This is a genomic window from Streptomyces lanatus (genome assembly GCF_014655715.1).
In the GTDB taxonomy this organism is placed as follows: domain Bacteria; phylum Actinomycetota; class Actinomycetes; order Streptomycetales; family Streptomycetaceae; genus Streptomyces; species Streptomyces lanatus.
In genome coordinates this window covers 65,681-89,036 of record NZ_BNBM01000025.1, presented here as the reverse complement: position 1 = coordinate 89,036, position 23,356 = coordinate 65,681, and the positions used below count along the sequence as shown (strand labels likewise).

The window sequence follows — 23,356 nt, the reverse complement described above, 5'->3', positions numbered from 1 at the left end:
CCAATTCGGGGGCGCTGGACCGATTTCGGGGGCACCATGTCGCTGGAGCTCCGCTTCCTCCCTATGCTCGATCCCAGGAGACATCGAAGTGACCGACTACTCGTTGACGCTCAGCGATCAGGAGATCGAGCGCTACCGGCTCATGGCCCAGACCGCCGAACGGCGGGAGCGCGAGCTGTGGACCGCCGCGGGCGCGGTGCCCGGTGCGCGGATCGCCGATGTGGGATGCGGGCCGGGCGCGATCTCGGTGCGGCTGGCGGACATCGTCGCCCCGGACGGAGCCGTGTGGGCCGTCGACCGTGACGGCGACGCCCTCGCCGTCGCCTCGGCGCTCGCCGAACGCTCCGGGCTGCCGGTGCACACCGGCGTCGGATCCGCCGAGGCCACCGGACTGCCCGAGGGCACCTTCGACCTGGTGATGCTCCGGCACGTCCTGGCCCACAACGGCGGCCACGAGCAGGCCATCGTCGACCATCTGGCCGCACTGGCCGGGCCCGGCGGCGCCGTGTACCTCGTCGACATCGACGCGAGCAGCTTCCGGCTGCGGGGTGCGCCGCCCGAGTTCGAGGAGATGGACCGGCGGTACCGCGAGATGCACCGGCGGCGCGGAAACGACCTGACCGTCGGCACCCGCCTCGACGAACTGCTCACCGCGGCCGGCCTGGACGTCATCGCCTTCGAGGGGCACACCACCGTCCTCACCCCACCGCCCGGCATGCGCGGCCCCGCCTGGGCCGCCCGCGACACCCTGATCGCGGAGGGCCTGGCCACCCCGGACGACGTCGCCCGCTGGGACGAGGCCTTCGAACGCACCGAGCCGACCCGCGGCGGGCTGCGCTTCTTCGCCGCCAACTTCATCGCCGTCGGCCGCAAGGCCTGACGCCGGGGCGAGGGGTGGTGCGGGCCTTGGTGCGGGTCTACGCACGTGGTCGCCTCCGCGCGTGGTCGCCGCCGGGCGTGCCCGGGAATCTCGGTTGATCCGGACTCCTTCCGGCCCTTCAAATGGGACTGGCGGAGGGGGCTGCGAGAGATGACCATGCACGATGACCAGGTGGACGTGACCACCGAGATCGTCGCGACCTTGATCCAGGAACAATTCCCCCAGTGGAGCGGCAAGGCGATCCGACCCCTGGCGTCGACCGGGACGGTCAACGCCATCTTCCGTATCGGCAACGACCTCTCCGCACGTTTCCCCCTGCGCATGGCCGATGCCGCCGAGGCGCTGGCGGTTCTGGAACAGGAGGCCCGGGCGAGCGCGGAGCTGGCACAGGTGTCTCGCTTCCCCGCCCCGGTACCCGTCGCCTTGGGACAGCCCGGAGCGGGTTACCCCATGCCGTGGTCGGTCCAGACATGGCTGCCGGGAACGATCGCCTCCGAGGCCGACCCGAGCGGGTCGGACGCATTCGCCGAGGACCTCGCGGCCTTCATCGCGGCCCTGCGGAACGCCGAGACGCGAGGCCGGCTTTTCAGCGGCGAGAATCGTGGCGGCGTTCTCACTCACCACGACGACTGGATGGCGAAGTGCTTCGAGGAGAGTGAGGGGCTGCTCGACGTGCCCCGGGTGCGCCAGGTGTGGAGCCACTTCCGGGAGTTGCCGCGCACGGGTGCCGACGTGATGAGCCATGGTGACTTGATCCCCGGCAACGTACTGATCACGGGAGACCGGCTCAGCGGCGTACTCGACACCGGCGGCTTCGGCCCGGCCGACCCTGCGCTGGATCTCGTCAGCGCCTGGCACCTGTTGCAGCCAGGCCCACGGGAAGTCCTCCGGCGGACGCTGGCCTGTGACGATCTGGAGTGGGAGCGCGGCAAGGCCTGGGCGTTCGAACAGGCGATGGGTGTCGTCTGGTACTACGTCGAGAGCAACCCGACGATGAGCGAAATGGGCCGCCGGACACTCGACCGCATTCTTGCGTCGATGGAGTGATGCCGCGGCTGAGACCTCCCCGCTCGCCGCTGTGCAGTAATCGAACGGGTGTCCTGTGGTAGTGAAGTCTGGCCGTCGGGCGTCACCAACGATGGTCGTGCAGCGGTGGCGTGCGGAGGTATCGGCGCGCCAGCGGCAGAATCAGTATGGTCGGCTCATGGCAGCCGACATCGAGCAGTTAGCGACACAGATACGTGGTCTGCATGCCGCATTCGACAGCAGCGGATGGGAGCCGAGCCCGGCTGAGTACGCCTGTGCCATCCGAATCCTGGCAGCTGTCGACACGCGTCCTCTGGGTGAGGCGATCGTCCAAGGTATGCGGCCAGTGACTCCCAGTGGAAGCTTGGCTGAGGACTCCCGTCTTGGGCCTGCTGCGGTCTCCTGTGCTGTCTACTTTCGGCGTTCGGCGGATCCATCCTCCATGGCTGGTGGACAGGTGCAAGACAGCTTCCTCGACCTGCTTCGGAAGATCACGGGCAGTCCGGGGCAAGGCTCGGTGGTCGTGGGGCGTCGGTGACGCTCCCGAGGCGGAGTAGCCATCCCTCCGCCGCCGGCTGCCGCGTGTGGTCCCGCCCTTCCACGACGAGACCGTGGATTCGTTCATTCGCGGAGTCGCGGCTGCCGACCATGTGTCCAACAGGGATCTCAGTGAGCTGTTGGGCGTTCGGACGCTGAAGCAGACGACTATCACCGCGCTCGTCGAGCCTCTCAGCATCGTCACATCAGCGTTCTGCCCACACCCTCAAGGCTCAGCGCCACCACCGAATCCTTGTTCCCCGCGATGGCCGACGCTGGGTCAGGGACGGCTTCTCCGGGGCCAGATCGGCCTTCATCGGTCTGGTCGAAGACTACTGCGCCGACCCCTTCGGGATCCTCACCGAGGCGCAGTCCCACCTACGCGTCTTCCACCCGCAGATCGTCACGCTCAGAGGGCTCCTGGCCCACGCGGAGTGGATCCGGAGAGCCAGACAGTCCGGACACATCGGCTGGCTGGCTGAACAGGTCGCTCGCCGAGAGGAAACCGTCCGGATCCCTCCGCAACCGCGGGCCCTCGCCCAGACTTGACCTGCGTTGACTCAGGCCGCATGCAGCACGGCCATGGCGATCTCACGCACCCGCTCCCGCGTGATCCCGGAGCGCTGTTCGATGGCGAGCGGGTGGTCGGTGGGTTCCAGCTCGATGAAGGGCCGCTTGCCGACCGGTCGCGTGTGGGCGTTGGTCTTCAGGTTGGTGGTGTCCTCGGAATAGAGCGCGAGCTCGGTGCTGAGCCAGCCGAAGTACGGTCCCTCGGCCTCGCGGCCTTCCGTGTTCCACATCTCAAGAGCGCGGGTGAAATTGTGCTTGCTCAGAGAGACCCAGACGCCCCAGGAGAAGACGTCCTGGCTGCCGATCACGGGTATCTCGATCAGCCCTCTGATGAAGAAGTGCTGATTCCTGATCACGCACTGGTCGGACGACAGCATGCTGTCCGGATCACTCTTGAAGCTGGGATCCCAAACGTCAGGGGCCATGGTCGAGTAGCTCATGGGGACCTCTGCGTGATGGTCGCCGCAGCATGAGCACGTGAAACCGAGATCGTTGGACATGGCGTGAGCCTAGCGAGCCGCCGTACAGGGGTTTCCCCGCCGCCCAGTGCTCGAACACACCTGTCCTGTTTCATCGAAGTAAGTCGTCCGCGTGCTGCTGACCTGCATGGACTGGATTGGGTGAGACGCGTGGACTCAGTTCGTTGAGACAGACCGCATCTCTTGTGCCTGCCGCATCGCATGCCGCGGCTAGGACTCGCTCGCTCCTGAGCCGGACCAGACGGCGATGTCGCCTCCAGGCAGTGATGCGAAGCGCCATCCCGCCGGGCCCGTGACCTGCCACGCTTCGAAGGATGGATCGGAGGAGCAGGTCAGGTGGTGGCCTGTGTCGAAAACGAGACGCAAGGTGCCGGACTTGAACGCGACCGCCGACAAGACCTTCGCTCCGAAGAGTGTGAGGGCCGCTGCGACGTCCTGTGATTCCGGGTTCAAGAGCACGGACGGGTTGGCGTGGGCTGTCCCGTGCGAGAGGTTGGCGGGTGCTTCCAATGCGACTTCCCAGTCGGAGTCGAGGGCCAGCACGAGCCGGAAGTCCACGCTGATCTTGGTGACGCTCATGCCGCGAAGGTTCAGGGTCCACCGATCCTCGTGCTCGACGGGACTCGCTTCAGCGCTCACTCCTGCACCTTGGCTGATTCGACGGCCGAGAGTCATGGGATATCCAGCGTCACCGGCCCGTCACCCAGTCCTGTAGCGGACGCCCTCGATTGCGTGGAACGGGACACCCAGACCCCGCCCGACCTCGGGCCTTGCCAGCCGAACTATTCCGATATATCGTTGAGGCATCGCGACAGGTCAACGATGGAATGGAGTGATTGCGATGCGTTCCCACGGATACGAGCGTGGACATGGTGGGCACGGTCACCACGGCCGAGGTGGCTTCGAAGGGCTTCGCGGTGCTTTCGGGCCGTTCGGTCCCGGTGGTGGCGGTCCCGGTTTCGGTGGGCCCGGATTCGGGCCCGGCCCCTGGGGGCCAAGGGGGCGGGGCGGACCGCGAGGGAGGGCGCGGCGCGGTGATGTGCGGGCGTCGATCCTCGCCCTGCTGAAGGACCGCCCGATGCACGGCTACGAGATGATCCAGGAGATCGCCGAGCGCAGCGGCGGGGCGTGGAAGCCCAGCCCCGGCTCGGTGTACCCCACCCTCCAGCTGCTGGAGGACGAGGGCCTGATCGCCAGTGAGTCCGAGGGCGGCAAGAAGCTGTTCTCGCTCACCGAGGCGGGCCTCGAGGCGGCCGAGGGTGGTCCCGAGGCGCCCTGGGAGGAAGCCTCCCGTGGTGTCGACTGGGAAGCCCTCGGTGAGATCCGTCAGGCCGGCTTCGGTCTGATGGAGGCCTTCGGGCAGGTCTGGAAGACGGGCAGCAAGGACCAGCGCGACAAGGCGCTGGCTGTCATCAACGACGCCCGCAAGAAGCTGTATCTGATCCTCGCCGACGAGGACTGAGCGAGATCGGACGGGGCGGACCGTTATCGGCGTCCTCCCCAACTTACGCACGAGGGCGCCTCGCGGAGCGATCCGCGGGGCGCCCTCGTGCGTACGGCCATGGCGCTCAGGTCACCAACCCCGCCAGCTTGCGCAGCGACTCGTTCAGTGCCGCCGTCGCCGAGTCCTTGAGCTTGCCCGCCATCAGGGACACCGCCGCGCCCGTGAACTCGCCGTCGATCCGTACCGTCGTGGCGCCGTCGCCGTCCGGGGTGAGGGTGTAGCGGGTGGCCACGGTCACGGCCATCGGGCCCTTGCCGCGGATCGCCAGCACCCGCGCCGGTTCCAGTTCCTCGACGGTCCAGTCGACCTCGGCCGGGAACCCCATCAGCTTCATGTTCTCCTGGAAGGTTCCGCCCACCTCCAGAGCCGTGGGGCCGCCGCCCGGGAAGCTGGTGTGGGTCGCGTTCCACTGCCCGTAAGCCGACCAGTCCGTCAGCTGTGCCCAGACCTTCTCGGCCGGTGCCTCGATGTGTGACTCCGCGCTGACTTCGGCCATGCGACCACCCCTTCGACTCGGGCTACGGTGTCGCGGAACGTAGCCGCGGGGGCCGGAACATTCAATACTGATGAACCGTCAGGAAATGTGGAGGTGCGGAGCCGTCCCGTCCGCTCAGCCCACCAGCCTGATCACCGCCGCGTCGAACAGATCCCACGCCCGCGGCAGCGCGCTGTCCTCATGGCAGTGCCAGGCCTCCCAGAACAGGTCGGCGAGCAGGGCGTCCTCGGGGGCGTACACCCGGTAGACGTACTGTCTGCCGTCCACGGCGGGCAGCGCCACCAGCCAGCACCTGCTCTCCGAGTCCCTGTGGGACCTGTCCATGCCCCTGTGGACGTTGTGACGCGGCGTCATGGTTGCGTACGGAGCGCACTGCAAGGCGGCGCGCGCCCTTGCGGGTCGTTCGGCGTGATCTCATCCGTAAGGAGGAGATACCGGCCGCCGGGGTCCACTCTGTGTGGGACGCGAAAATGCTCCCCCTCGGCGATGACGTGGCTCGATGTGGCTGATGGGGTGGGGGATGTGCAACCCCGTATCCCCCGGCAGTCGGCCCAGGAACAGGACTGTCGGCGTCCGGACACCCCGGCGGACGATGCCAGGCTCAGCGACGAACTGGCAGCGGTGGTCTCCGGTGCCCGCCGCCGCGCCGTCAGGGACGGGGACCGCCAGATCGACACGGCCCATCTGCTGCACTCGCTCCTGGAACACGACCCGGACGCCTACGCCGTCTTCGGCGAGGGACCCCACATGGCCCGACTGCTCGGCTACCTCGTCCAGCGCACCATCGGCTACGGCCTCCGCTGGCAGGGCACCGTCGAGGACTCCGGCGCCGTACCCGTCGTGATGCACGGCGAGGGCTTCTCCCCGCTGGCCGCGAGCGCCATGGAACACGCCTGCCGACGCGCCACCGGACGCGGCGACACCCAGGCCCGGGGCGTCGACCTGCTCGCGGAGATCGTCGCGGACCCCCAGGCGCGCGCCGTCGAGGTACTCGCCCGCGCCGGCATCGAAGCGAGCGCCGTGCGGGCCCGCATCGACGAACACCGGGACGAGTACGCCGCCGGCGGCGAGGCGTCCCGATAGGTCCCGCCCGCCCTGCACCGGCAGCACCGGCAACGGGCCCACCCGTCCATCAGCCGAGACAGGTGTCAAAGGGGATGACGCTCATGTCATCGCCTGTCATCATGTGCCGGTGCGTAAGTCTGAGAGCGGTCACGTCGGCCGCGGCAAGGGTGTCGGGCTCGGTCTGGCGATCGGGTCGGCGATCGCCTTCGGCGGTTCCGGGGTCGCGGCCAAGCCGCTGATCGAGGCGGGGCTCGACCCGCTCCATGTGGTGTGGCTGCGCGTGGCGGGCGCCGCCCTGGTGATGCTGCCGCTCGCCGTGCGCCACCGTGCGCTGCTGCGCAGCCGTCCCGCGCTGCTCGCCGGGTTCGGGCTGCTCGGCGTCGCCGGGGTGCAGGCGTTCTACTTCGCCTCGATATCCCGCATGCCGGTCGGCGTCGCGCTGCTCGTCGAGTATCTGGCGCCGGCGCTCGTCCTCGGCTGGGTGCGGTTCGTGCAGCGGCGGCCGGTGACCCGCGCCGCGGCCGTCGGCGTGGTCCTCGCGGTCGGTGGCCTCGCCTGTGTCGTCGAGGTCTGGTCGGGACTGAGCGTCGACGCCCTCGGGCTGCTCCTCGCGCTCGGCGCCGCCTGCTGCCAGGTCGGCTACTTCGTCCTGTCCGACCAGGGCAGCGACTCCGGCGACCAGGCGCCCGACCCGCTCGGCGTCATCGCGTACGGCCTGCTGGTCGGCGCCGCCGTCCTCACCGTCGTGGCCCGTCCCTGGACCATGGACTGGTCGGTCCTCGCGGGCACCGCCGACATGAACGGCACCCCGGTCGCGGCCACCCTCCTGCTGGCCTGGATCGTGCTGATCGCCACGGTGATCGCGTACGTCACCGGCGTGGTCTCGGTCCGACGGCTCTCGCCGCAGGTCGCGGGTGTGGTGGCGTGTCTCGAAGCGGTCATCGCGACCGTTCTCGCCTGGTTCCTGCTCGGCGAGCATCTCTCCGCGCCGCAGATCGTCGGCGGCGCGGTCGTCCTGGCCGGGGCGTTCATCGCGCAGTCGTCCGCACCCGCCAAGACATCCGCAGAACCGGTGGCCGCCGGTGGGCCCGAGCGCGAGTTGTCCACCCGCGGAAACGTCGCCTAGGCTGCGCGATCATGCCTACGACACTCGTTCTTCCGCCTCCGGCCGCCTGAGGCGGGCCCTCCGGTACAACCGCCCGGCAGCACGCCGGGCGGAACGGCGCTGCCCGCAGAAGAAGTCCACGGAACCCGCTGATCCGGGCTCCCACCAGCACTTCTGCAAGTCTGCGGAGAACATCTCGTGTCGAACACTCCTGTCTCCGGCCTGCCCATCGGGCGAGGCCTCCTCTATCTGATCGTCGCCGGAGTCGCCTGGGGCACCGCGGGCGCGGCCGCCTCACTGGTCTACCGGACCAGTGACATGGGACCGATCGCCCTGTCCTTCTGGCGCTGCGCGGTCGGCTTCGTGCTGCTGCTCGGCGTCCGCCTGCTGCGGCCCCGTCCCCGTCCCCTTCCCCGGCGTACCGTCTCCGAGCCCCTCGCCCGCAAGGCCCTGCGGGCAGGTGCGACGGGTGTCGGGCTCGCCGTGTTCCAGACCGCCTACTTCGCCGCGGTGCAGGCCACCGGACTCGCCGTGGGCACCGTCGTCACCCTCGGCGCGGGCCCCGTCCTCATCGCGCTCGGCGCCCGGCTGACGCTGGGGGAGCGGCTCGGGCGCGGAGGCGTGGCGGCGGTGGCCGGTGCGCTCACCGGGCTCGCGGTGCTCGCGCTCGGCGGCGGTGGCGCGACCGTACGGCCGTGGGGCGTGCTGCTCGCGCTGGTGTCCGCCGCCGGGTACTGCGCGTTGACCCTGGTGACCCGCAAGTGGGGCCGCGACGGCGGGGCCGACGCCTCCGCCACGTCCGTGTGGGCCTTCGCCGTCACCAGCCTGTGTCTGCTGCCGTTGGCCCTGGCCGAGGGGATCCTGCCGCACACGGCCGATCCGCTCCGGCTCGGCTGGCTGCTGGTGTACATCGCGGCCGTCCCCACGGCCCTCGCCTACGCCCTCTACTTCGCGGGCGCGGCCGCCGTACGGTCGGCCACCGTGTCCGTGATCATGCTGCTTGAGCCGGTCAGCGCGGCGGTGCTCGCCGTCGTCCTGCTCGGGGAACACCTGACGGCCCCGACCCTCGCCGGCACCCTGCTGATGCTCGGCTCGGTCGCCGGCCTCGCGGTGGCCGAGACGCGCGGGGCACGGCGGGAACCCTTGTCGGCGTGACGGTTGGAGGGGGCCCGCATCGCACATGGTGCGGGCCCCCTCCGGCTCAGGCCGGGCGTCGCCGCACCATATGCTCGCGCGCCCCCTCATCACGTGCCCCACCCCGCCCCGCCAGCCGCACGGCGATCCGGTCCTGCACCTCTTCCGTCCGCCGCCCCCCGAACTTGAACTTGGCGCGCACACCGGTCACTTCGAGCCGGAGCCCGCGAATACCCGACAACAGCCTGCCGTACGGCACCTGCCCGACCGCCACCTCGGCCGAGCCGCCCTCCGGCTGGAAGTGGCCGACCTGGCGGTTGAGTAGCTCGGCCTTCTCGGCCGGGTCATCCACGACATTGGCCCGGCAACGGAGTTGGACCGCCGCGTAGAAGCTGGTCGGCGTGCCGTGCTCCGGCGGCTCGTCGGGTGCCGCCTGCCAGGGGCCGGGCACATACACATAGTCGTCGACCACGCTCAGGACGACGTCCGGGTTCGCGAGCAGCGCCGGCCACATCGGATTGGGCCGGGCAAGATGCGTGACGACTTCGCCAAGCCCGGCGTCGTACGTGAAGTGCAGCGGCTGGACATACGGCGGCTCGCCGTCCAGGCCGTTGACCGCGAGTTCCCCGAAGTCGTGATCGTCCAGCCACCGCTGCCACTCGGTGTCGTCGCGCGGCGCGTCCCAGGGGTGGATCAGCATCACAGCTCCCTGAGGTAGCCGGGGAGTTCGATGCCGGGGGTGAGGTCGGGGGCGTCGACCGGTGCCTCGTAGCCCTTGCGCAGCGGGACGAGGCCGGCCCAGTGGGGGAGGGCGAGATCCTCGGGTTCGTCGTTGACGCCGCCGGTGCGGAGCTTGGCGGAGACCTCGTTCAGGTCGAGGCGGATCACGGCGGTCGCGGCCAGTTCCTTCTTGTCGGCGGGCCGCGAGTCACGGGACCGGCCCGCCACGACATGGTCGACCAGCGCGTCCAGGGCGGTCCGCTTCTCCTCCGGGTCGGTCACGTCGTACGCCATGCCGTGCACCACCACCGACCGGTAGTTGATCGAGTGGTGGAAGGCGGAACGGGCCAGGACCAGCGCGTCGACGTGTGTGACGGTCAGGCACACCGGTAGCCCCGGGTCGGCCCTGCCGGTCATCCGCAGGGGACGAGAGCCCGTCGAGCCATGGACGTAGAGCGTCTCCCCGACCCGCCCGAACAGCGTGGGCAGCACGACCGGCAGGCCGTCGCGGACGAAGCCGAGGTGGCAGACGTAGGCCTCGTCGAGTATCGAGTGCACCAGTTCCCTGTCGTACGACGCACGGTCGGCGGAGCGGGTGGGAACGGTGCGGTCGGTGGGCGTGTAGGCGGCGGACTGCGCTGTCGCCTGCGAGGTCCCCTGCATTTGCGGTCTCCATTGCACTAGTGCATAATGTGGTTTGTGCTAGGAGAATATCGGATCGAGGGCCGTCGCGCAGCCGACATCGCGTCGAGTGTCGAGGGCGCGGTCGGCTCCGGTGATCTGGAGCCGGGCCAACTGCTGCCGCCCATGCGGGAGTTGGCGACTGACCTGGGAGTGAATCCCAATACGGTCGCCGCCGCCTATCGCATCCTGCGGGAGCGCGGAGTCATCGAGACCGCGGGCCGCCGGGGGAGCCGGGTGCGTCCGAGGCCCGCCACGACTGGGCGCGAGTACGTCCGGGTGGACGTGCCCGAGGGAGTCCGCGACGTGGCGAGCGGCAACCCCGATCCGGCGCTGCTGCCGCCGCTGGCGCGGGCCTTCTCGGCCGCGGCCGAGAAGGCCGACCGTGAGCCGGTGCTGTACGGGGACGACCCCGTCGAGCCGGAGCTGGCGCGGATCGCGCGGGGCTGGCTCGACGCCGACGGAGTGCCCGAAGGGCCGCTGGCCGTCGCCTCCGGGTCGCTCGACGCCATCGAGCGCGTCCTCGTGGCCCACCTCAAGCCCGGGGACACCGTCGCCGTCGAGGACCCGGGCTGGGGCAGCCTGCTCGATCTGATCCCGGCGCTCGGACTGCGGATGACCCCGGTCGGGGTGGACGACGAGGGCCCGCTGCCCGACGACGTACGGCGCGTCCTCGACTCCGGGGCGCGCGCCCTGATCGTGACCGACCGGGTGCAGAACCCCACCGGGGCCGTCGTGAGCGCCACGCGCGCGCGTGCCCTGCGCGCCGCCCTGTGCCGGCACCCGGAGATCCTGCTGATCGAGGACGACCACGGGCACGGCATCGTCGACCTGCCCGTGCACCCCCTGGCCGGCACCACCCGGCACTGGGCCTTCGTCCGCTCGGTGGCCAAGGCCTACGGCCCCGACCTGCGCCTCGCCGTGCTCACCGGCGACGAGGTGACCGTGGACCGGGTGCGGGGGCGGCAGCGGCTCGGCGCCGGGTGGGTGAGCCGGCTGGTGCAGCGGGCCGTGGTGCGGTTGTGGAGCGACGGCGCGGTGGATCCGGCGGCGGTGGCGGCGACGTACGGCGCACGCCGCTCTCTGCTGATCGAGGCGCTGGCCGAACGCGCCGTCGAGGCCCATGGCCGCAGCGGCCTCAACGTCTGGATCCCGGTCCCCGACGAGACCGGTGCCGTGTCCCGCCTGCTCCACGCCGGCTGGGCGGTCGCCCCCGGGGCCCGCTTCCGCACGAGCGCACGCCCCGGCATCAGGATCACCGTCTCCACGCTCACCGAGGAGGAGGTCACCCCCCTGGCGGACGCGGTGGCGGCGGCGGTCGGACCGGCGCCGACCAGGAGTTACGTATAACCAGGGGCGTCACGGCGCACTCCGAAGGTAGAGTCCGAGCCGTGCGTTGATCGTCCGGGCGGCGGCCCTGAGCAGCCGCAGACGGTACGGGGCGCGTCCCGCGACACGGGACCGCCCCGCAGGCCTGCCCGTCACCACCCCACCGGAGATCCACACCATGTCCTCGCAGCCGCCGCTCACCTACGACGCGTTCGTCGCCCTGGCCACCGCCGATCCGGCCGTCGTCGGCCTCGTCCTCAAGGGCTCCCGCGCCCACGACGGCATGACCACCAGGCACTCCGATCATGACCTGTACGTCGTCCTCGCCGACGACGCGACGACCGACCTCACCCGGTACGCGGGCCATCGCACCCCCGAACTCGATCTCGTCGTCCTCTCCCTCACCGCGTTCCGCGCGGCAGGGATGCCCGGTTTCGAGCGCTACGCCTTCGCCCGGGCCCGGATCGTGCTCGACCGGCTCGACGGAGGCATCGCCCGGATCCTCGCCGAGAAGGCGCGGCTGGATGCCGAGGAGGCGTTCCGTGACTCCGGCGGCCGGCTCGACGCCTACGCCAATTCCCTGTACCGGTCGGTGAAGAACGACCGTGACGGCCACCCTCTCGCCGCCCGCCTCGACGCCACCGACAGCATCGGATTCCTACTGGAACTCCTCTTCGCCCTCGACCGCCGCCCCCGCCCCTACAACAAGTACCTGGAGTGGGAACTCACCCGATATCCGCTGCCGGGTTGGGACACCGGGGCGCTGCTCCACGCCGTGGATCGCATCTCGGCGACAGGCGACGTATCCCAGCAGCGCCGCCTGTTCGCTCTGGTCGAGACGGCGACGCGCCGGGCCGGACACGGGGAGGTGCTCGACGCCTGGGGTGAGGACATCAACCTCATGCGACCGCAATAGGGGTGGCCCTAGGCGCCTTTACGCCGAACTTGCGTAAGCGCCGCTCCCAACAACACCACCACCGCTCCCACCGGCGTCGACCACCGAAGCGACTCACCCAGCACCGCAACCCCCGCAGCCGTGGCGATCACCGGAATGAAATACGTGACCATCTGAGCCGTTGTCGGCCCCACCTCCGCGACCAGCCCGTACTGGACCAGCACGGCGAACCCGGTGCCCAGCGCCCCCAATGCCACGATCGCCAGCAACGGCAGCACCGGCAACCGCGAAGGCACGGAGGTGAACAGGGGCGTGACGACGGCGAGTTGAACCGTCGCCAGCAGCAACTGCGCACCCGTCAGCGACAGATGTGACTCACCGGAGCCCGCCAGCGTTCGACGCACGTATATCCAGCCGATCGGATAGCTCAGGGAGGCGAGCAGTGCCATCGCCGTCCCCATGGCGTCCAGCCCGTGAAACCCTTCCCATGCCCCGAGCACCGTGAGGACACCGAGGAACCCGATCCCCAGCCCGGCCACCCGGACCCGCGTGGGCCGGTCCTCCGACAGCGCGACCATGGACAGGGCCATGCCCCACAGCGGTGAGGTCGCGTTGCAGATGCCCGCCAGCGTGGACGGAATGGTCAACTCGGAATAGGCGAACAGGGAGAACGGCAGCGCGTTCAGCAGGAACGCGGCCACCGCGAGATGCCCCCATGTCCGCACCCCGCGCGGCAGCCGCTCCCGCTTGAGCGCCATCGCGACCGCCAGGACCGCCGTACCGAACACCAGCCGCCCCAGCGTGACCTGGAAGGGCGCGTAACCGTCGGTGCCCACCTTGATGAGCAGGAAGCTGAAACCCCAGACCAGCGAGAGGGCGGCGAAACGCAGCCGCCAGTCGAGACGGCCACGGGGACGCGGCGCCGCGGCGGACGCGGACGAAGGGGGCGAGGCGGCGGACGCGGTCGTGGCGGTGGTCATGGCAGCAACGATGCCCTCCTTGATCTCGTAGCACAATCGAGTTTTTTCGCGCGGTATCTCGTAGCATTGCTTACATGTTGAATCTGGAGCGCCTGCGCACCCTCGACGCCCTCGCCCGGCACGGCTCGGTCAGTGGTGCCGCCGAGGGGCTGCACATCACGACGTCGGCCGTCTCGCAGCAGATGTCCAAGCTGGAGCGGGAGGTCGGTCAGCGGCTCCTCGCCAAGAACGGCCGGGGGGTGCGGCTCACGGACGCGGGCCGGCTGCTCGCGGAGCATGCCGCGCGCATCCTGTCCCAGGTCGAGCTGGCCCAGTCCGATCTGGAGGCGCAGCGCGGGCAGGTGGTCGGCGAGCTGCGGCTGGTCGCGTTCCCCACCGCCCTGCGGGGGCTGTTCCCGGCCGCGCTCACCGCGCTGCGCGACGGCCATCCGGCGCTGCGGCTGCGGTCGCGCGAGCTGGAGCCGGAGGACGGGGTGGACGCGGTGGTCCGGGGCGACGCCGATCTGGCCGTCGTCCTCGACTGGTACAACAAGCCGCTGCCCATGCCGGAGGGTCTCGCCAAGGCCCCGATCCTCGACGACCGGGTGGAGATCGCCATGCCCGAGGGGCACCCGCTCGCCGGCCGGCGCGAGGTGGACCTGGAGGACTTCGCGGGCGACGAGTGGGTCGCCTGGCCGGAGGGCGAGTTCTGCCACGAGTGGCTGCTCTTCACGCTGCGCACCAAGGGCATAGAGCCCCGCATCGCCCATCGGGCCGAGGAGCACCACACCCAACTCGCGCTGGTCGCCGCCGGGTTGGGCGTGTGCGTGGCGCCCCGGCTGGGCCGCGACCCGATGCCGCTGGGCGTGCGGGCCGTGCCGGTGCGCGACCGGGTCCACCGGTACATCTACGCGGTGTGGCGCGCCGACGCCGACCGGCGCCCGTCGATCCGAGCGGCGGTCGAGGCCCTCCAGGCAGCGGGCGAGAAGCTCGACTGAGAGGGCCTCACGGCGTTCGGGGGGCATCAGGTCACAGTGAACCCAGTTTCCGGAAGTCCCAGGACACGATCTTCTCCGGCGTCAGCCGCATCCACGCGTGCCGGCCGTCGTGCGGCATCTCGTCGAGGCCGAAGTTCTTGCGGGCGAACAGCGTCTCGGGGACGTCGAGTTCGGCCCGCAGCTCGCCCACGCGCGGGGCCTCGCCCACGAACTCGACGGTGCCGGACAGCTCGACGCCGCGCAGCTGCTCGTACTCCTCGCCCGTGTCGATCACGATCGCGACCCGCGGATCGCGCCGCAGATCGGTCCACCGCTTGCTGCGGACCACCGAGTAGAGCCACAGTGAGTTGCCGTCCCAGGCGAACCACAGGGCGCTGACATGCGGAAACCCGTTGGCGGACACCGTGGCGACCCGGCAGGTGCGCTGGCTGGTCAGGAACTCGTCCAGCTCACCGGGCGTCATCATGATCTTCCGGCCCCGGCGCTGAGTGACGGTCATACGGCCCCCTCTTCTCTCACGTCGTGCCAGAGGAGAGATCCTCTGACATCACGTCAGAAAAGGATGAGTCGTCTTCCCTCCACACGCAATGGTGGCTACGCTCGCGCCCGCTCACGCCGCCGCCGTCGGGCACAGGGGGACCCCATGCCGTCGTACGACCGACTCAGCGCACTCCTCGACCCCGCCACCACCGTCCTGCTCACCGTCGAATGCCAGCAGGGCGTCGTCGGCCCGGACAGTGCGCTGCCCGAACTCGCCAAGGAGGCCCGGGAGTCGGGCGTCCTCGCCAACGTGGCCCGGCTGGTCGCCGCGGCCCACGACAGCGGCGTCCAGGTGATCCACGCGATCGCCGAACGCCGCCCTGACGGCCGCGGCGCCAACCACAACGCCCGCCTCTTCCGGGCCGCCGGACGGCTCCCCGTCCAACAGCTCTCCGGCACCGAGGCGGTACGCGTGGCGGCGCCGATCGAAGTCGCCGAGGAGGACCTCGTCGTACGGCGGCTGCACGGCCTGTCGCCGATCCAGGGCACCGATGTCGACGCCCTGTTGCGGAATCTAGGCTGCCGCACACTCGTGATCACCGGGGTCTCGGCCAATGTGGCCGTCCCCAACGCCGTGTTCGACGCCGTCAACCGCGGCTACACGGCCGTGGTGCCCTCGGACGCCATCGCGGGGGTGCCCTCCGACTACACCCCCGCGATGATCAGCCACACCCTCGCATTGGTCGCCACGGTCGCGACCACGGACGAGGTACTGGGCTGCCTGGAGCGCCGCCGGGTCAGGCCAGCGTGATCGAGTCCCCGGAGACGCTGATCTCCTTCGCGGCCAGCGGCTGGGTCGCGGGCCCCTTCTTCACACTGCCGTCGAGGACGGAGAACTGGCTGCCGTGACAGGCACAGGAGAGGGTGTCCTCCTTGAGGTCCGTCATCGGGCAGTTCTGGTGGGTGCAGATCGTCGAGAAGCACTTGAAGTCGCCCGCCGCGGGCTGCGACACGACAACCTTCTCGTCGCTGAAGACCTTGCCGCTGCCCTCTGGGATGTCGGCGGTCTTGGCGAGCGCCGCGCCACCCCCACCGGCACCCGCACCCGCTTCGGTGGTCGCGCCGCCACCCGCGGCGGCGCCCTGTTCGGTGGACGAGCCCGAGGCCTCGTCGTCCGATCCGCACGCGGTCAGCGCGACGGCGAGCCCCGCCGCGCCGACCGCCGCCACGACGGTACGGCGGCTCGGTTTCGACACCGGCTGAACTGATTCGCTGGTCATGCTGACGTTCCTTCCCGTCATTCGTGATCTGCCGTGATCTGCCGAGAGGTACGGTCCTTTCGGACCGGCTGTTCAGACGTTGTCGAAATCCTGACCTGGTCCGGCCAGGAGGTGGGTAAAGCGGAGCTGTCGGTTCACTGTCCGGAGCTGTCGATCGGCTGTCGGTCCCGACACACCGCCGCCGCCTCGCCCCCTGCCTGCGCCAGTAACCTGGGGCGATGCTCAAGGAAGTGATCGCGACCCGCTTCATCACGCCGCTGCGTGAGGGCGGCTCGCTGCCGGGGCTCGTCGAGGCCGACGACTTCGGGACGTACGTCATGAAGTTCGCCGGAGCCGGACAGGGCCGCAAGACACTGATCGCCGAGGTCGTCTGCGGCGAGCTCGCCCGCAGGCTCGGGTTCAGGATGCCCCGCTTGGTGACGGTCGAGCTCGACCCGGTGCTCGGCCTCGGCGAACCCGACCAGCAGGTGCAGGAGTTGCTCAGGTCCAGCGGCGGCACCAACCTCGGCATGGACTTCCTCTCCGGCGCGCTCGGCTTCGACCCGCTCGCCTTCGAGGTGAGCCCCGCGGAAGCCGGCCGGATCCTCTGGTTCGACGCGCTGGTCAACAACGTCGACCGGTCCTGGCGCAACCCCAACCTGCTGATGTGGCGCGGCGACCTGTGGCTCATCGATCACGGCGCGACCATGATCTGGCATCACAACTGGCCCGGTGCCCAGGCCTCGGCGGAGCGCCCCTACGACGCATCCGACCACGCCCTCGCCACCTTCGCGCCCGATGTACGCGGCGCCGCCGCCGAGTTGGCACCGCTGGTCACCGAGGAACTGCTCACCGAGGTGACCGCCGCGGTCCCCGACGCCTGGCTGGCCACCGAGCCCGGCTTCGACACCCCGGACGACCTGAGGCGGGCGTACGCGACGCCGCTCCTGACCCGCGCGGCCGTCATCCATGACCGCGTCACCGGAATCGAGGAGGGCAAGTGAGCGAGCGCCACATTCACATGGCCGGGCATGTGGTCGAGCGCCACATCATCCGGGGCAGCGAGTCGAACGAGCGGGACGTCTTCGAGTACGCCCTCGTGCGCGTCGTCCCCCGTGTCGAACGCGGCGAGTGCATCAACGCGGGCGTGCTCGTGTACTGCCGGTCCCAGGCCTACGTCGGTGCCCGCACCCACCTCGACGAGGCGCGGCTGCTAGCCCTCGACCCCGAGGCCGACGTGGCCGGCATCCGGGCCGCGCTCGGGGCCGTGGAGCGGGTCTGCGGTGGCAGCGAGACGGCGGGGCAGGCGGCCGGCGACGACGCCGGGCGGCGTTTCCGCTGGCTGATCGCGCCGCGCTCGACGGTCGTGCAGCCCGGGCCGGTGCACACCGGGCTCACCCTGGATCCGGCGGCCGAGACGGAACGGCTGCTGGGTCTCTTGGTGAGGTAATGGATCACATGCGCGCGGTCACCGTTGACACCGCGTGCCAGGACTTCTAGCGTCACCTGCATCGAAGGTACTAAGCGGTCGCTCACCCGAGGAGAGTCACCCATGTCCACCACTGAGCAGCGGGTCGCCGTCGTCACCGGCGCAGCGCGCGGCATCGGCGCCGCCACCGCCGTACGACTGGCCGCCGAGGGCCGCGCGGTCGCCGTGATCGACCTCGACGAGGCCGCCTGCAAGGACACCGTGGAGAAGATCACCGCGGCCGGCGGCAAGGCCATCGCGGTCGGCTGCGACGTCTCCGACGAGGCGCAGGTCGAGGCCGCCATCGCGCGGATCGCCGCGGAGCTCGGCGCCCCGACGATCCTGGTCAACAACGCGGGTGTGCTGCGCGACAACCTGCTGTTCAAGATGAGCGTCTCCGACTGGGACACCGTCATGAACGTCCATCTGCGCGGCGCCTTCCTGATGTCCAAGGCCTGCCAGAAGCACATGGTGGACGCGGGCTTCGGCCGGATCGTCAACCTCTCCTCGTCCTCCGCCCTCGGCAACCGCGGCCAGGTCAACTACTCCGCCGCCAAGGCCGGCCTCCAGGGCTTCACCAAGACCCTCGCCAAGGAACTCGGCAAGTTCGGCGTCACCGCCAACGCCGTCGCCCCCGGCTTCATCGCCACCGAGATGACCAAGGCCACCGCCGACCGCGTCGGCATGGGCTTCGAGGACTTCAAGGCCGCCGCCGCCACCCAGATCCCGGTGGCCCGCGTCGGCGAGCCCGAGGACATCGCCAACGCCATCGCCTTCTTCACCGGCGAGGCCGCCGGCTTCGTCTCCGGCCAGGTGCTGTACGTCGCCGGCGGACCGCTCGACTAAGGGACCGGGAACATGACTTCGACTGAACTGCCCGAGCTCTCCGGCAAGGTCGCCCTCGTCACGGGCGCCAGCCGCGGCATCGGCTACGGCGTCGCCGAGGCGCTCATCGCGCGCGGTGACCGCGTCTGCATCACCGGCCGCAACGAGGACGCCCTCAAGGAGGCCGTCGAGCAGCTCGGCGCCGAGCGCGCCATCTACGTCGCCGGCAAGGCGCACGACGAGGCCCACCAGGCCGTCGCCGTCGAGCGCACCATGGAGGCCTTCGGCCGCGTCGACCACCTGGTCAACAACGCCGGTACGAACCCCGTGTTCGGGCCGCTCGCCGACCTTGACCTCGGGGTCGCGCGCAAGGTCTTCGAGACCAATGTGATCTCGGCGCTGGGCTTCGCGCAGAAGACCTGGCACGCCTGGCAGAAGGACAACGGCGGCGCAATCGTCAACATCGCCTCCGTCGCGGGCATCTCGCCCTCGCCGTTCATCGCCGCGTACGGCGTCAGCAAGGCCGCAATGATCAACCTCACCCAGCAGATGGCGCACGAGTTCGCGCCCAAGGTGCGGGTCAACGCCATCGCCCCGGCCGTGGTGAAGACCAAGTTCGCCCAGGCCCTGTACGAGGGCCGGGAGGCGGAGGCCGCGGCCGCGTACCCGCTGGGCCGGCTCGGTGTGCCCTCCGACATCGGCGGGGCCGCCGCGTTCCTCACCTCGGAACAGTCGGACTGGATCACCGGCCAGACCCTCGTCATCGACGGCGGGATCTTCCTCAACGCGGGCGTCGGCTGACCCACAGGCACGACACCGAGGACGACATCGACACGGGCGCCGCTGGGCATCAGCGGCGCCCGTGTCGGCGTAGAGGAAGATCATTAAACATTGACAACGTAGTCACCAGAAGAACGAACAGATGCTCTATGAGACGGGAGGTTCAACGGCCGGAACACTGCGGTATCGTCTGCCGACCCTTGGTATGGCAGATCGAGGAGCGTGCGCGTGTTCAACCGGATCCGACGCCTGCGGCAGGTGGCGGCCATCGCGTCCATATCGTCCCTGGTGGCAGGGTGCGGCGTCCTCTCGTCCGATTCGACGGAGGAGGAAGGCCCCATCGTCGTGGGGACGACGGCGGCCCCCAGCACCCTAGATCCCGCCGCGTCCTGGGACAGCTCCTGGGAATTGTTCCGCAACATTTACCAGACACTCCTCAGTTACCCCTCGGGCGCGACCACCCCCGAGCCCGACGCCGCCGAGAACTGCAGGTTCTCCGACAACTCGAACATGAAGTACGAGTGCGAGCTGCGCGAGGGCCTGACCTTCTCCGACGGGCACACCCTGGACGCGAAGGCGGTCAAGTACTCGATCGACCGCATCCGGAAGATCAACGTCAACGGCGGCCCCGCCGGTCTGCTGGGCAGCCTCGAACGCGTCCAGGTGCTGAACGACCGCGAGATCGTCTTCCACCTCAACAAGGCCGACGCGACCTTCCCGTTCGTCCTCGCCACTCCCGCGATGTCGATCGTCGACCCCGAGGAGTACCCGGAGGACAAGCTCCGCGAGGACACCTCCATCGTCGGGTCCGGTCCGTACACCCTGTCGTCTTACGACGAGGGCAACCAGGCCGAACTCATCAAGAACGACAGCTACAAGGGCGTCGGCGAGCGCAAGAACAGTGCGGTGACCATCCGCTACTACCAGGACTCGCCCACCATGGTCTCCGCCCTGCGCGACAAGAAGCTGGACGTCGCCTTCCGCGGCCTCGCCGCCGACGACATCGTCGACATCCAGGCCGACGACGATGACGAGCTCCAGCTGATCGAGGGCTCCGGCACCGAGATCAACTACCTGGTCTTCAACCCCAAGGACCCCATGGCCGGCAAGACCGCCGTCCGCAAGGCCATCGCCCAGGTCGTCGACCGCCCCGCGATCGCCCACAAGGTCTACAAGGACACCGTCGAGCCGCTGTACTCCATGGTCCCCAAGGGCCTCACCGGACACACCACCGGCTTCTTCGACGACTACGGCGAGCCCAGCACGGCCAAGGCCCGCAAGATCCTCTCCGAGGCCGGCATCTCGACCCCCGTCGCGCTCACCCTCTGGTACACCAGCGACCGCTACGGCTCCGCCACCAAGGCCGAGTTCGAGGAACTGAAGAGCCAGCTCGACGCGTCCGGCCTGTTCAAGATCACGCTCAAGTCCCGCCCCTGGAAGACATACGTCACCGGCTACCAGGAGGGCGAGTACCCGGTGTTCGGGCGTGGCTGGTTCCCCGACTTCCCCGACGCGGACAATTTCATCGCGCCGTTCGTCGGTGAGCAGAACGCACTCGGCACGCCCTACGTCACGCCCAAGATCACCGAGACACTGCTGCCCAACTCCCGCGCCCAGAGCGACCGGGGCAATGTCGTGAAGGACTTCGAGGACGCCCAGCGCATCCTGGTCGACGACGCGCGGCTGCTGCCGCTGTGGCAGGGACGGCAGTATGTCGCCGCGAGCTCGGAGGTCTCGGGCGCGGAGCGGGCGCTGGACCCGTCGACGATCATGCTGGTGGGGGAGTTGTCCCGCAAGACCAGCTGGTAGCGGGTGGGATGTGCGGTGGGCGGGGCGATTGTCAGCGGCCGCCTGTAGGTTCTTCAGGACTGGAAGTGGCCGCTGCGCGGTCGCCCCTCACTGTTCGCCGCACATCGTAAGGAAGTTGACGTGACCGACATCGCCATGCTGCCCGAGTCCTGGCGCGGGGTTCTGGGCGACGAGCTTCAGCAGACCTACTTCAAGGAGCTGACGGAGTTCGTCGAGGAGGAGCGGGCGAAGGGTCCCGTCTACCCGCCGCGCGAGGAGGTCTTCGCCGCGCTGGAGGCCACGCCGTACGACCAGGTGAAGGTCCTCATCCTCGGCCAGGACCCGTATCACGGCGAGGGACAGGGACACGGCCTGTGCTTCTCGGTCCGCCCCGGCGTGAAGACCCCGCCCTCCCTGCGCAACATCTACAAGGAGATGAAGGAGGAGCTCGGCCACCCCGTCCCCGACAACGGCTATCTCATGCCGTGGGCCGAACAGGGCGTCCTCCTCCTCAACGCGGTACTGACGGTCCGCTCCGGCGAGGCCAACTCCCACAAGGGCAAGGGCTGGGAGAAGTTCACCGACGCCGTGATCAAGGCCGTCGCCGGCCGCCCCGACCCCGCGGTGTTCGTCCTGTGGGGCAACTACGCCCAGAAGAAGCTCCCCCTCATCGACGAGACCCGCCATGTGGTGGTGAAGGGGGCGCACCCCTCCCCGCTGTCGGCGAAGAAGTTCTTCGGGTCCCACCCGTTCACACAGATCAATGAGGCGGTGGCCCGGCAGGGGCATGAGGCGATCGACTGGCGGATTCCTGACTTGGGCTGAGGCTGGGTGAGTCGCGGGGAGCCGGGGGGAGCCCGAGGGGGGCCGGTTTTGTTCGGGACGGGGTTCCGCGCTGGGCGGCCTCTTGGGGGAGCGGGCTCTGGGTGGGGTGAGGTCCCGGTGGGGCAGTCCCTGGCCGGCTCGGCCGCTCGCCGGGCATGTCTCATGCGCTGTCGGCCGGTCGAACCGGAGGGCACGCGCGGGTTCTAGGCGGGGTGAGATCCCGGTGGGTCAGTCTCTGGCAGGCTCGGCCGCTCGCTGGGCAGTCCGACGCGCTGTCGGCCCTTGGACCCGGAGGGCACGCGCCACGCACGCCCGTCCCTCCCTCCCCGCACATTCCGGTCCCTCACCTCCCCCCGGCACCTCGTCCCTCCCCACCCACCCCCTACGCCCGGTCGGCCCTCACCCGCGCCGGTCCATCGTCTGACCTGCCCGATGTCGCACGGAGCCGCCTGACCGGGAATGCCGGTGACGGCGGTTAGCGTCGGGTGGGATCAGCCGACGAGGCTCGGAGGACGCTGTGGTGGAGCGACAGGAGCGGACGGCGCCGGATGCCGTGCTGACACGGATCGGGCAGGTCGTGATGCTCCATCACGCCGGGGACCGGGAGGAGGCCCGGCGACGTCTGCTGGAGCTGTGGACGGAGCTCGGCGAGCACGGTGACCCCCTGCACCGGTGCACCCTGGCCCACTACCTCGCCGACACCCAGGACGACCCCACAGATGAACTGGCCTGGGATCTGCGGGCGTTGACGGAGGCGGAGGGCGCCGGGGGCGGGGTGGCGGTGCGGGCGCTGTACCCGTCGCTGCATCTGAATCTGGCCGCCGACTATGTGAAGCTCGACCGCGAGGAGGCCGCGCGTGTGCATCTGCGGCGGGCGCGAGGAGCGGCGGGGGTACTGAGGGACGACAGCTACGGGGACGGGGTGCGGGCGGAGATTCTTCGGATGGAGGGGTGGTTGGGGGAGGGCGTGTAGGCGACGGCGCCCTCAGTGACCGTACGTCTGCTCGCAGATCCTCGACTCGGGGCTGTCCGGGTGCCAGCCGCCGTACTTCTTGCCCAGTGCGCAGATGTCCCCGTTGCCCTGGGGCGCTTCGGGCAGCGACGTCGTCAGGTCGGGGACCGGGGCGGGTGGCTGTCTCGGGACGTGGGGCTTGGGGGCCGGCTCGGGGCGCGAGCGGGGTGGGGGTGCGGGCCTCGCCGGCGTCGGTGCCGGCGGTGTCGTGGATGTGGAGCGTGCGGTGGACCGCCCGGGCTCCGGACTGCGGGACGGGCCGATCAGGGCCAGGGCCTCGCGGGCCGGTGCCTGTACGACCTCCGGCTCCGTGTGCCCGCTCGGCCGGGGCACCGGCGGCAGTGAGGGTGCCGTCGGTGCCCCGGGCGCCTGCGGGCGCTGGACCGTCGTACAGCCGGAGAGGGCCGAGACGGCCACGGTGACCAGGAGCGTTGCGGTGGTCGTCGTTCGATGCACCCGCGCAACTCTGCTGGGTCGGACAGCCGTTGGGGCAGCGGACGAGGAGAGGTTGATCCACATGGGTGATCTCCGGGCCCCCGTA

27 protein-coding genes are annotated in these 23,356 nt (G+C 70.0%); 17 read left to right on the top strand and 10 right to left on the bottom strand.

Features of this window, described 5'->3' with window-relative positions; genetic code table 11:
- Nucleotides 1-88 precede the first annotated feature (88 nt).
- Nucleotides 89-880, top strand: coding sequence for a class I SAM-dependent methyltransferase (locus IE325_RS42270; protein WP_190075518.1), 792 nt, complete (start codon nucleotides 89-91; stop codon nucleotides 878-880).
- A gap of 150 nt (nucleotides 881-1,030) precedes the next feature.
- Nucleotides 1,031-1,927: an aminoglycoside phosphotransferase family protein gene (locus IE325_RS42265; RefSeq protein WP_190075574.1), complete on the top strand. Its 897-nt coding sequence runs from the start codon at nucleotides 1,031-1,033 to the stop codon at nucleotides 1,925-1,927.
- A 1,076-nt stretch (nucleotides 1,928-3,003) separates the two neighbouring features.
- Here IE325_RS42265 and IE325_RS42260 read toward each other — a convergent pair.
- The gene (locus IE325_RS42260; RefSeq protein WP_229912455.1) at nucleotides 3,004-3,453 is read right to left on the bottom strand and encodes a DUF2199 domain-containing protein; all 450 of its coding nucleotides are present in this window, start codon (nucleotides 3,451-3,453) and stop codon (nucleotides 3,004-3,006) included.
- A 249-nt stretch (nucleotides 3,454-3,702) separates the two neighbouring features.
- Nucleotides 3,703-4,167, bottom strand: a complete 465-nt coding sequence (locus IE325_RS42255) for a DUF6188 family protein (protein WP_268256394.1) — start codon at nucleotides 4,165-4,167, stop codon at nucleotides 3,703-3,705.
- A gap of 166 nt (nucleotides 4,168-4,333) precedes the next feature.
- Here IE325_RS42255 and IE325_RS42250 point away from each other — a divergent pair, with 166 nt between their 5' ends.
- On the top strand, nucleotides 4,334-4,954 hold the full coding sequence (locus IE325_RS42250; protein WP_190075515.1) for a PadR family transcriptional regulator: 621 nt from the start codon (nucleotides 4,334-4,336) through the stop codon (nucleotides 4,952-4,954).
- Between the two features lie 106 nt (nucleotides 4,955-5,060).
- Here the strand turns inward: IE325_RS42250 and IE325_RS42245 are convergent, their stop codons facing one another.
- Nucleotides 5,061-5,492: a type II toxin-antitoxin system Rv0910 family toxin gene (locus IE325_RS42245; protein WP_190075514.1), complete on the bottom strand. Its 432-nt coding sequence runs from the start codon at nucleotides 5,490-5,492 to the stop codon at nucleotides 5,061-5,063.
- A gap of 114 nt (nucleotides 5,493-5,606) precedes the next feature.
- A complete protein-coding gene (locus tag IE325_RS42240) occupies nucleotides 5,607-5,816 on the bottom strand; it encodes a hypothetical protein (protein ID WP_190075576.1) in 210 nt (69 codons plus the stop codon).
- Nucleotides 5,817-6,014: 198 nt separating this feature from the next.
- Between IE325_RS42240 and IE325_RS42235 the strand changes: the two genes are divergently transcribed.
- The 3 genes from IE325_RS42235 (at nucleotide 6,015) to IE325_RS42225 (ending at nucleotide 8,817) form a co-directional block, all read left to right on the top strand.
- Complete coding sequence (locus IE325_RS42235) at nucleotides 6,015-6,575, top strand: Clp protease N-terminal domain-containing protein (protein ID WP_229912454.1); 561 nt, start codon at nucleotides 6,015-6,017, stop codon at nucleotides 6,573-6,575.
- Between the two features lie 103 nt (nucleotides 6,576-6,678).
- Nucleotides 6,679-7,683, top strand: a complete 1,005-nt coding sequence (locus IE325_RS42230) for an EamA family transporter (protein WP_190075512.1) — start codon at nucleotides 6,679-6,681, stop codon at nucleotides 7,681-7,683.
- A gap of 177 nt (nucleotides 7,684-7,860) precedes the next feature.
- Nucleotides 7,861-8,817 (top strand): DMT family transporter, encoded by a 957-nt coding sequence (locus tag IE325_RS42225; RefSeq protein WP_190075511.1) that lies wholly within the window; start codon nucleotides 7,861-7,863, stop codon nucleotides 8,815-8,817.
- A 46-nt stretch (nucleotides 8,818-8,863) separates the two neighbouring features.
- Here the strand turns inward: IE325_RS42225 and IE325_RS42220 are convergent, their stop codons facing one another.
- Entirely contained in the window at nucleotides 8,864-9,496 is a 633-nt protein-coding gene (locus IE325_RS42220) for an FMN-binding negative transcriptional regulator (RefSeq protein ID WP_190075510.1), read from the bottom strand.
- Nucleotides 9,496-10,179 carry a pyridoxamine 5'-phosphate oxidase family protein gene (locus IE325_RS42215; RefSeq protein ID WP_190075509.1) on the bottom strand — a complete coding sequence of 228 codons (684 nt, stop codon included), beginning with the start codon at nucleotides 10,177-10,179 and terminating at the stop codon, nucleotides 9,496-9,498. Before IE325_RS42215 ends, IE325_RS42220 begins: the two co-directional genes overlap by 1 nt.
- A gap of 36 nt (nucleotides 10,180-10,215) precedes the next feature.
- Between IE325_RS42215 and IE325_RS42210 the strand changes: the two genes are divergently transcribed.
- Nucleotides 10,216-11,547, top strand: a complete 1,332-nt coding sequence (locus IE325_RS42210) for an aminotransferase class I/II-fold pyridoxal phosphate-dependent enzyme (RefSeq protein WP_190075508.1) — start codon at nucleotides 10,216-10,218, stop codon at nucleotides 11,545-11,547.
- A gap of 157 nt (nucleotides 11,548-11,704) precedes the next feature.
- Nucleotides 11,705-12,442, top strand: a complete 738-nt coding sequence (locus IE325_RS42205) for a hypothetical protein (protein ID WP_190075507.1) — start codon at nucleotides 11,705-11,707, stop codon at nucleotides 12,440-12,442.
- Between the two features lie 8 nt (nucleotides 12,443-12,450).
- On the opposite strand, the gene IE325_RS42200 is transcribed toward IE325_RS42205, so the two are convergent.
- Nucleotides 12,451-13,401, bottom strand: a complete 951-nt coding sequence (locus IE325_RS42200; protein WP_373315342.1) for a DMT family transporter — start codon at nucleotides 13,399-13,401, stop codon at nucleotides 12,451-12,453.
- Nucleotides 13,402-13,475: 74 nt separating this feature from the next.
- Here IE325_RS42200 and IE325_RS42195 point away from each other — a divergent pair, with 74 nt between their 5' ends.
- Nucleotides 13,476-14,378, top strand: coding sequence for a LysR family transcriptional regulator (locus IE325_RS42195; protein WP_190075505.1), 903 nt, complete (start codon nucleotides 13,476-13,478; stop codon nucleotides 14,376-14,378).
- Nucleotides 14,379-14,409: 31 nt separating this feature from the next.
- On the opposite strand, the gene IE325_RS42190 is transcribed toward IE325_RS42195, so the two are convergent.
- Nucleotides 14,410-14,877: a pyridoxamine 5'-phosphate oxidase family protein gene (locus tag IE325_RS42190; RefSeq protein ID WP_190075504.1), complete on the bottom strand. Its 468-nt coding sequence runs from the start codon at nucleotides 14,875-14,877 to the stop codon at nucleotides 14,410-14,412.
- Between the two features lie 144 nt (nucleotides 14,878-15,021).
- Between IE325_RS42190 and IE325_RS42185 the strand changes: the two genes are divergently transcribed.
- Nucleotides 15,022-15,669, top strand: coding sequence for a cysteine hydrolase family protein (locus tag IE325_RS42185; RefSeq protein WP_190075503.1), 648 nt, complete (start codon nucleotides 15,022-15,024; stop codon nucleotides 15,667-15,669).
- Here the strand turns inward: IE325_RS42185 and IE325_RS42180 are convergent.
- Nucleotides 15,656-16,138 carry a Rieske (2Fe-2S) protein gene (locus tag IE325_RS42180; RefSeq protein ID WP_190075502.1) on the bottom strand — a complete coding sequence of 161 codons (483 nt, stop codon included), beginning with the start codon at nucleotides 16,136-16,138 and terminating at the stop codon, nucleotides 15,656-15,658. The genes IE325_RS42185 and IE325_RS42180 overlap by 14 nt on opposite strands.
- Before the next feature lie 218 nt (nucleotides 16,139-16,356).
- On the opposite strand from IE325_RS42180, the gene IE325_RS42175 reads away from it, so the two are divergent.
- The 7 genes from IE325_RS42175 to IE325_RS42145 all read left to right on the top strand — a co-directional run bounded on the left by IE325_RS42175 (nucleotide 16,357) and on the right by IE325_RS42145 (nucleotide 22,776).
- Complete coding sequence (locus IE325_RS42175) at nucleotides 16,357-17,121, top strand: HipA family kinase (RefSeq protein WP_190075501.1); 765 nt, start codon at nucleotides 16,357-16,359, stop codon at nucleotides 17,119-17,121.
- Nucleotides 17,118-17,567, top strand: a complete 450-nt coding sequence (locus tag IE325_RS42170) for a DUF3037 domain-containing protein (RefSeq protein ID WP_190075500.1) — start codon at nucleotides 17,118-17,120, stop codon at nucleotides 17,565-17,567. The genes IE325_RS42175 and IE325_RS42170 overlap by 4 nt, the downstream gene beginning before the upstream one ends.
- A gap of 102 nt (nucleotides 17,568-17,669) precedes the next feature.
- The gene (gene fabG / locus IE325_RS42165; protein WP_190075499.1) at nucleotides 17,670-18,431 is read left to right on the top strand and encodes a 3-oxoacyl-ACP reductase FabG; all 762 of its coding nucleotides are present in this window, start codon (nucleotides 17,670-17,672) and stop codon (nucleotides 18,429-18,431) included.
- Between the two features lie 12 nt (nucleotides 18,432-18,443).
- The gene (locus IE325_RS42160; protein WP_190075498.1) at nucleotides 18,444-19,211 is read left to right on the top strand and encodes an SDR family oxidoreductase; all 768 of its coding nucleotides are present in this window, start codon (nucleotides 18,444-18,446) and stop codon (nucleotides 19,209-19,211) included.
- 207 nt (nucleotides 19,212-19,418) lie between these two features.
- Nucleotides 19,419-20,999 carry an ABC transporter substrate-binding protein gene (locus tag IE325_RS42155; protein WP_190075497.1) on the top strand — a complete coding sequence of 527 codons (1,581 nt, stop codon included), beginning with the start codon at nucleotides 19,419-19,421 and terminating at the stop codon, nucleotides 20,997-20,999.
- 120 nt (nucleotides 21,000-21,119) lie between these two features.
- A complete protein-coding gene (locus IE325_RS42150) occupies nucleotides 21,120-21,803 on the top strand; it encodes a uracil-DNA glycosylase (protein WP_190075496.1) in 684 nt (227 codons plus the stop codon).
- 517 nt (nucleotides 21,804-22,320) lie between these two features.
- The gene (locus IE325_RS42145; RefSeq protein WP_190075495.1) at nucleotides 22,321-22,776 is read left to right on the top strand and encodes a hypothetical protein; all 456 of its coding nucleotides are present in this window, start codon (nucleotides 22,321-22,323) and stop codon (nucleotides 22,774-22,776) included.
- A gap of 12 nt (nucleotides 22,777-22,788) precedes the next feature.
- Here the strand turns inward: IE325_RS42145 and IE325_RS42140 are convergent, their stop codons facing one another.
- On the bottom strand, nucleotides 22,789-23,271 hold the full coding sequence (locus tag IE325_RS42140; protein ID WP_190075494.1) for a hypothetical protein: 483 nt from the start codon (nucleotides 23,269-23,271) through the stop codon (nucleotides 22,789-22,791).
- Nucleotides 23,272-23,356: the final 85 nt, after the last annotated feature.